At 73.4% G+C, this 6489-nt stretch carries 6 protein-coding genes; 1 reads left to right on the top strand and 5 read right to left on the bottom strand.

Annotated features, from left to right (window positions below; all coding sequences use genetic code 11):
- Positions 1-34 precede the first annotated feature (34 nt).
- Together leuA and ACRYR7_RS23490 are read right to left on the bottom strand one after the other, a co-directional pair.
- Entirely contained in the window at positions 35-1744 is a 1710-nt protein-coding gene (leuA, locus tag ACRYR7_RS23485) for a 2-isopropylmalate synthase (RefSeq protein WP_432574650.1), read from the bottom strand.
- Positions 1745-2080: 336 nt separating this feature from the next.
- The gene (locus tag ACRYR7_RS23490) at positions 2081-2248 is read right to left on the bottom strand and encodes a hypothetical protein (protein ID WP_432574640.1); all 168 of its coding nucleotides are present in this window, start codon (positions 2246-2248) and stop codon (positions 2081-2083) included.
- 69 nt (positions 2249-2317) lie between these two features.
- Between ACRYR7_RS23490 and ACRYR7_RS23495 the strand changes: the two genes are divergently transcribed.
- Positions 2318-3118 carry a trans-aconitate 2-methyltransferase gene (locus ACRYR7_RS23495; protein ID WP_432574642.1) on the top strand — a complete coding sequence of 267 codons (801 nt, stop codon included), beginning with the start codon at positions 2318-2320 and terminating at the stop codon, positions 3116-3118.
- A 39-nt stretch (positions 3119-3157) separates the two neighbouring features.
- Here ACRYR7_RS23495 and ACRYR7_RS23500 read toward each other — a convergent pair whose 3' ends face one another.
- The 3 genes from ACRYR7_RS23500 to ACRYR7_RS23510 are packed head-to-tail and all read right to left on the bottom strand — an operon-like array spanning position 3158 to position 6326.
- A complete protein-coding gene (locus ACRYR7_RS23500) occupies positions 3158-4060 on the bottom strand; it encodes a carbohydrate ABC transporter permease (protein ID WP_432574644.1) in 903 nt (300 codons plus the stop codon).
- Complete coding sequence (locus ACRYR7_RS23505) at positions 4060-5007, bottom strand: carbohydrate ABC transporter permease (protein WP_432574646.1); 948 nt, start codon at positions 5005-5007, stop codon at positions 4060-4062. Before ACRYR7_RS23505 ends, ACRYR7_RS23500 begins: the two co-directional genes overlap by 1 nt.
- Positions 5008-5036: 29 nt before the next feature.
- Positions 5037-6326 (bottom strand): ABC transporter substrate-binding protein, encoded by a 1290-nt coding sequence (locus tag ACRYR7_RS23510; protein WP_432574648.1) that lies wholly within the window; start codon positions 6324-6326, stop codon positions 5037-5039.
- Positions 6327-6489 lie beyond the last annotated feature (163 nt).

The following is a 6489-nucleotide window of genomic DNA, read 5'->3' on the forward strand; positions in this document are numbered from 1 at the left end:
GGCCGGCGGGTGCCGGCCGGGGACCGGTCGCGGGTCAGCGCAGCGCGCGGTTGACGGCCGAGACGATCGCCTTCAGCGACGCGGTGGTGATGTTGGCGTCCACGCCCACGCCCCACAGGACGCGGTCGCCCACGGCGCACTCCACGTACGCCGCGGCGCGCGCGTCGCCGCCGGCGGACAGGGCGTGCTCGGCGTAGTCGAGCACCCGCACGTCGACGGGGCCGGTCCCCAGCGCGCCCAGCGCCGCGCAGAACGCGGCGATGGGGCCGTTGCCCGTGCCGGCGACCGTGCTCACGGCGCCGCCGTCCAGCAGGTCCACCTCGAGAGCGTCCGCGCCGTCGACCTCGCTGACCGAGCGGGTGGCGCGCAGCGCGAAGCGGCCCCAGTCCGGGGTGCCCGACGGGGAGGGCAGGTACTCGTCGGAGAAGATCGAGAAGATCTCCGCGGCGGAGACCTCCCCGCCCTGCGCGTCGGTGCGCTCCTGCACCACGCGGCTGAACTCGATCTGCAGCCGGCGCGGCAGGTCCAGCTGGTGCTCGCTCTTGAGCAGGTACGCCACCCCGCCCTTGCCGGACTGGGAGTTGACCCGGATCACGGCCTCGTAGCTGCGCCCGACGTCCTTGGGGTCGATGGGCAGGTACGGCACCGCCCACTCCACCTCGCCCACGGCGCGCCCGGCGGCGGCCGCCTCGCGCTCCATGACCTCCAGGCCCTTCTTGATGGCGTCCTGGTGCGAGCCGGAGAAGGCCGTGAAGACCAGGTCGCCGCCGTAGGGCACCCGCTCCCCCACCGGCAGCTGGTTGCAGTGCTCCACCGTGCGGCGCACGCGGTCGATGTCGGAGAAGTCGATCTCGGGGTCCACGCCCTGGCTGAACAGGTTCAGGCCCAGGGTGACCAGGTCGACGTTGCCGGTGCGCTCGCCGTTGCCGAACAGGCACCCCTCGATGCGGTCGGCCCCGGCCAGGTAGCCCAGCTCCGCGGCCGCAACGCCGGTGCCGCGGTCGTTGTGCGGGTGCAGCGACAGGACGATGTTCTCGCGCTGCGCCAGGTGGCGCGACATCCACTCGATGGAGTCCGCGTACACGTTCGGCGTGGTCATCTCCACCGTGGCCGGCAGGTTCACGATGACCTTGCGCTCCGGGGTGGGCTCGAAGACCTCCACCACCGCGTCGCAGATGCGCCGGGCGAACTCCAGCTCCGTGCCCGTGTAAGACTCCGGGGAGTACTCGTAGTACACGGTCGTGCCCGGGATCGTCTCCTCGTACTTGCGGCACAGCCGCGCGCCCTGCAGCGCCAGGTCGACGATGCCGTCCTCGTCCATGCCGAAGACCACGCGCCGCTGCAGCACCGAGGTGGAGTTGTACAGGTGCACGATCGCCTGCTTCGCCCCGCGCAGGGACTCGTAGGTGCGCTCGATGAGGTGCTCGCGGGCCTGGGTGAGCACCTGGATCCGCACGTCGTCGGGGATCAGGTCCTGCTCGACCAGGGTGCGCACGAAGTCGAAGTCGGTCTGGCTGGCCGAGGGGAAGCCGACCTCGATGTCCTTGTAGCCCATCTCCACCAGCAGCGTGAACATCCGCAGCTTGCGCTCGGCGTTCATCGGGTCGATGAGGGCCTGGTTGCCGTCGCGCAGGTCCACCGCGCACCAGCGCGGCGCCTTCGTGATCCGCTTGCCCGGCCAGGTGCGGTCGGGCAGGTCCACGGTGATCTGCTCGTGGAACGGCCGGTACCGCTGGTACGGCATCGACGACGGCTTCTGGGTGTTCTCCACTGTTCGCTCCTCTGACGCGGGCCCTGGGTGTGCTCGGCCGGCACGCACGACGAGGTCCCGCGACGGGGAGACCGGCCTAGCTGGCCCCGCCGCGGCAGCGAAGGAGCAGGGTCTCCCAGCGGGCCACGGCGCCACCGTACGCGCCCGGCGCGCGGGGCGTCCACGCGGGGGCCGGGTCACCGCCCGGGCCCGCCCCCACCCGGCCGACCGCGCGCGCCCGGTCCACGTGCACGCACCCCGGGAGCAGGCGCACCCGCCCGGCCGGCGCGGCCTCGGGCGGGTGCGGGGGTGGTGCTGCGGCGGCGGGCGTCAGGTGTCGTCGCGGGGGTTGAGCTGCTCGGGGTCGCCGTCGGGATCGTCGGTGGCGTCGGCGTCCTGCGCGGCGCCGTCGCCCGTGGTCACGCCGCGCAGGTCGCGCGGGTTCAGCTGACCGGGGTCGCCGTCGGGGTCGGGGGTGTCCGTGGTGGGTTCGCTCACGGCATCAGGGTGCACCGGCGCACGGCCCTCGGCACCTCGGGAGCGCCCGCGCCGCCCGCAGGTACCTTGATGTCGAGATGCTTCGGCGCCGAGGAGGAGCACGTGGCCGTGCAGTGGGACGCGCAGCAGTACACCCGGTTCTCCGGCGACAGGGGCCGGCCCTTCCACGACCTGGTGGCCCGGGTGGGCGCCACCGACCCCGGCGTGGTCGTCGACGTCGGCTGCGGCACCGGCGAGCTGACCGCCACGCTGGCGCGGCGCTGGCCCGGCGCGCGGGTGCGGGGCATCGACCCCTCCGCGCAGATGCTCGGCCGGGCGCCGGCGGGCGCGGGGGTGGACTTCTCCCCCGGCACCGCCGAGGGCTTCGACGCCACCGGCGTGGACGTCGTGGTGAGCAACGCGGCGCTGCAGTGGGTGCCCGAGCACCGGGAGCTGCTGCGCCGCTGGGCCGGGCAGCTGCCGGCCGGGGGCTGGCTGGCGTTCCAGGTGCCGAGCAACTTCGGCGCCCCCTCGCACCGGCTGATGCGCGAGCTGGCCGCCTCGGCGGCGTGGCGCGGGCGCCTGGCGGGGGTGCTGCGCGGGGAGGAGTCCGTGGACACCCCCGCCGGCTACCTGGACCTGCTGGCCGGCGCGGGCCTGGTCGCCGACGTGTGGCGGACGGAGTACCTGCACGTCCTGCCCGGCGAGGACGCGGTGCTGCAGTGGGTGCGCGGCACGGGCCTGCGCCCGGTGCTGTCGGCGCTGCCGGCCGCCGAGGCGGAGGAGTTCACCGCGCAGTACGCGGCGCTGCTACGCGAGGCGTACCCCGCGCGCCCGCACGGGACGCCGTTCCCGTTCCTGCGCACCTTCGCGGTGGCGCACCGCCCGTGAGGGCCCCGCACCCCGCCGCGGGCGGGGTGCGGGCGCGCCTCACTTGATGGCGCCGCGCGTCACCCCCGACATCACCCAGCGCTGGGCCAGGACGTAGACGAGGACCGTGGGGGCCATCGCCATGAGGTAGGAGGCGAAGGCGACGTTGTAGTCGGTGGAGAAGGCGAGCTGGAAGATCTTCTGCACCACCGGGATCGTCTGCAGGCTCTGGTCGGCCGTGATGAGCGAGGGCATCATGTAGTCGTTCCAGCTGGCCAGGAAGGCGAAGATGCCCACGGTGGCGTTCATCGGGGCCAGCAGCGGGAAGACGATCCGCCAGAAGACCTGCCAGGTGCTCGCGCCGTCGATGCGCGCGCTCTCCTCCAGCTCGGCGGGGATCGAGCGCAGGAACGCGGAGTACAGCAGCACGCTGAAGGACAGCTGGAACATCACGTGCAGCAGCGCGACGCCGCCGGGGTTGTCCAGGCCCAGCAGGGCGGTGAGCTTGACCTGCGGCAGCGCCACGACGGGGAACGGGATGAACATCGCCGCCAGCAGGTACACGTAGGAGTACCGGAACAGCCGGTGCTCCCAGTTGCGCACGATGGCGTAGGACGCCCAGGAGGCCAGCACCAGGCAGCCGGCGACGCTGGCGGCGCTGACGAGCGCGGAGACGGCGAAGGCGCGGGCGAAGCCGGTGAGCGTCCAGGCGTCGGCGAAGCTGGCCCAGTTCAGCGGCCACGGCGGGGCGAAGCCGGTGCCGGCCACGGCCTGCTCGGGCGTCTTGAACGCCATGACGACGGCGAAGTACAGCGGCACGAGCACCGTCAGGGAGGCCAGCGCGAGCAGGGCGGTCAGGCCCCAGCCGCGGCCGCGCCGGCGCGTGCCGACGACCTCCAGCTCGCGGCGGGGCTTGGCGCCGCGGGAGGCGGCGGCGACGGTGGCGGGGTCGGCGGTGGCCATCAGAGCGACACTCCTCGGCGGCGGATGATCTGCAGCTGCAGGACGGAGATGACGACGGTGAGCACGAAGAAGACCACCGCGTTGGCCATCTGGTAGGCGTAGTCGCCGTTGGTGAACCCGGTGAAGATGGTCATCGCCACGCTGCGGGTGGCGGTGCCCGGGCCGCCGTCGGTGAGGCCGACGATGATGTCGTAGGCGTTGAGGAAGTTCTTGAAGCCCAGCACGGTGTTGATGACGACGTACCCGGCCACCAGCGGCAGGGTCACCGAGCGGAACTGCCGCCACGCGGTGGCGCCGTCCAGGGCGGCGGCCTCGTAGACCTCCTCGGGCACCGCGAGCAGCCCGGCGAGGTAGATGATCAGCGCGCTGGGCACCGCCTGCCAGGTGGTCACCAGGACGACGGCGATCCAGGCCAGGTCGGGGTTGGCGATGAGGCTCTCCTGCAGCCACCCGACGCCCAGGGTGCCGGCCAGGGCGGGCAGCGAGGTGGAGAACAGGTAGTTGAAGACGAAGGCGATGACGATGCCGGAGACGACCATGGGGATGAAGAACACCCCGCGCAGCGCCGTCTTGAGGTGGATGCGGGCGTTGAGCCCCAGCGCCAGCGCGAGCGCGACCACGTTGACCAGCACGACGGTGACCACGGAGAAGCCGATGGTGAAGCCGTACGCCTGCAGCACGTTGGGGTCGCGGAAGAGCACCGCGTAGTTGGCCAGGCCGATGAACTCCCACTCCCCGTAGCCGACGTAGTCCGTCAGGCTGACCACCGCGCCGACGAGGGCGGGCACGGTGATGAAGAGGGTGAACAGCGCCACGGCGGGCAGCAGGAACAGGTAGGAGACGGCGTCGACGCGGCGGCGCGACGGCCGGCCGGGCACGACGGCGACGTCGTCGCGGGCGCCGGAGCGCCCGCGGGCGCGCGGTCGGGGGGAGGAGACGGTGGCCACGAGAGCTCCTTCGGTCTGCGGCGGGCGGGTCAGGCGGCCGAGCGGGCCGCCAGCCGCGCCCAGTCCTCGTCGATGCGGCGCAGCAGCCCGGCCCCGTCCCCGGAGCGCACGGCCTCCTGCAGGTAGTTGCCGACGGGGATCGTCAGCGGGATGTAGGTGTTGGCGCCCTGGTAGATGCGCCCGGCGTCCAGCGCGGGCTGCAGGCCCACCAGCCGCGGGTCGCGCAGCGGCTCGGCCTCCAGCAGCGGGGAGGTGGCCAGGTTGTCGGCGTTGTAGCGGGCGATGACCTCCGGGCCCATGAGCCACTGCAGCAGGGTGCGCGCGGCGTCCTGGTGCCCGGAGGCGGTGGGGATCCACAGCGCCAGGTCGAGGTTGACGCGCGCGGCCGCCTGCCCGGGCTCCTCGGTCATGGGCAGCGGGAAGGTGCCCAGCGGCAGGTCGGGGTCGACCTTGGCGATCTCGCCCAGCGCCCAGGGGCCCTGCAGGTACATGGCCGCCTCGCCGCGGCCGAAGGCGAGGTTGCCGTCGGCGTAGGCGCGGCTGGCCGCGTCCGGGTTGGAGTAGGAGGCCAGCTGGAGCATCTTCTCCACCGGTTCGGCGAAGACCTCCGAGAAGGAGACCTCCGCGTCCGGGCCGGCGTCGGGACCCAGGGCGCGCAGGTCGCGGAAGAACCCCGCGACGTCCACGGCGCTGCCGGTGCAGTAGTCGAACAGGCCCTGCGAGAGGGTCCACACCTCCTGGTAGGTGCTGTAGAGGGGGGTCACCCCGGCGGCGCGGAAGGTCTCGCAGGCCTCCACCAGCGCGCTCCACGTCTGCGGGACCTCCACGCCGTTCTCCTCGAACAGGCGCTGGTTGTAGATGACGCCGGCGGCGGCCACCGAGTACGGCAGCACGTTGGTCTGCCCCTCGTTGGTGGCGAACTGGTCGACGAGCTCCTGGTACTGCGGGTCCACGCGCTGCGCCTCGGGCAGGTCGGACAGGTCCGTCAGCACGCCGGTGGAGACGTACTGCCCCACCTCCAGGGTGTAGTTCCACGCCGCCAGGTCCGGCGGGGCGCCGCGCACGAACTGCGGCACGAGCGCCGTCTGGGAGGAGTCGTGCACGGCCAGGACGCCGCCCTGCGAGGCGTTGAACTCCTGCAGCAGGGTGCCGAAGTACTCGATGACCTCGGGCTTGTTCTGGAAGAAGCGGACCTCCTGGCGCCCGGAGGTGCCCGCGGCGGAGCCGCAGCCGGCGGCCCCCAGCGCGAGGGCACCGGCACCGGCGGCGAGCAGGGAGCGCCTGCTGGGCCGGGCCCGGGGGGTGGGGGTGGGTGGCACGTCGTCGTCCCTCCTCGTCGTCTCCCGCGGGCGCCGGCGCCCGCCTCGGCCACCGCCGCGGCGGCAGCCACCACGACCGGCCCGCGGGGGGCGGGGTCGAGGCCCGCGAGCACGACGGAGCGCTCGTCGTCGCGGGTGGGCAGCAGCGCCAGGGCCCGGGCGA

The organism is Kineococcus gurbantunggutensis (assembly GCF_050871925.1).
GTDB lineage: Bacteria > Actinomycetota > Actinomycetes > Actinomycetales > Kineococcaceae > Kineococcus.

Coding starts and splice junctions, on each gene's coding strand:
- ACRYR7_RS23500 (WP_432574644.1), bottom strand. CDS start 4,060: ATGGCCACCGCCGACCCCGCCACCGTCGCCGCCGCCTCCCGCGGCGCC.
- ACRYR7_RS23495 (WP_432574642.1), top strand. CDS start 2,318: ATGTCGAGATGCTTCGGCGCCGAGGAGGAGCACGTGGCCGTGCAGTGG.
- leuA (WP_432574650.1), bottom strand. CDS start 1,744: ATGCCGTACCAGCGGTACCGGCCGTTCCACGAGCAGATCACCGTGGAC.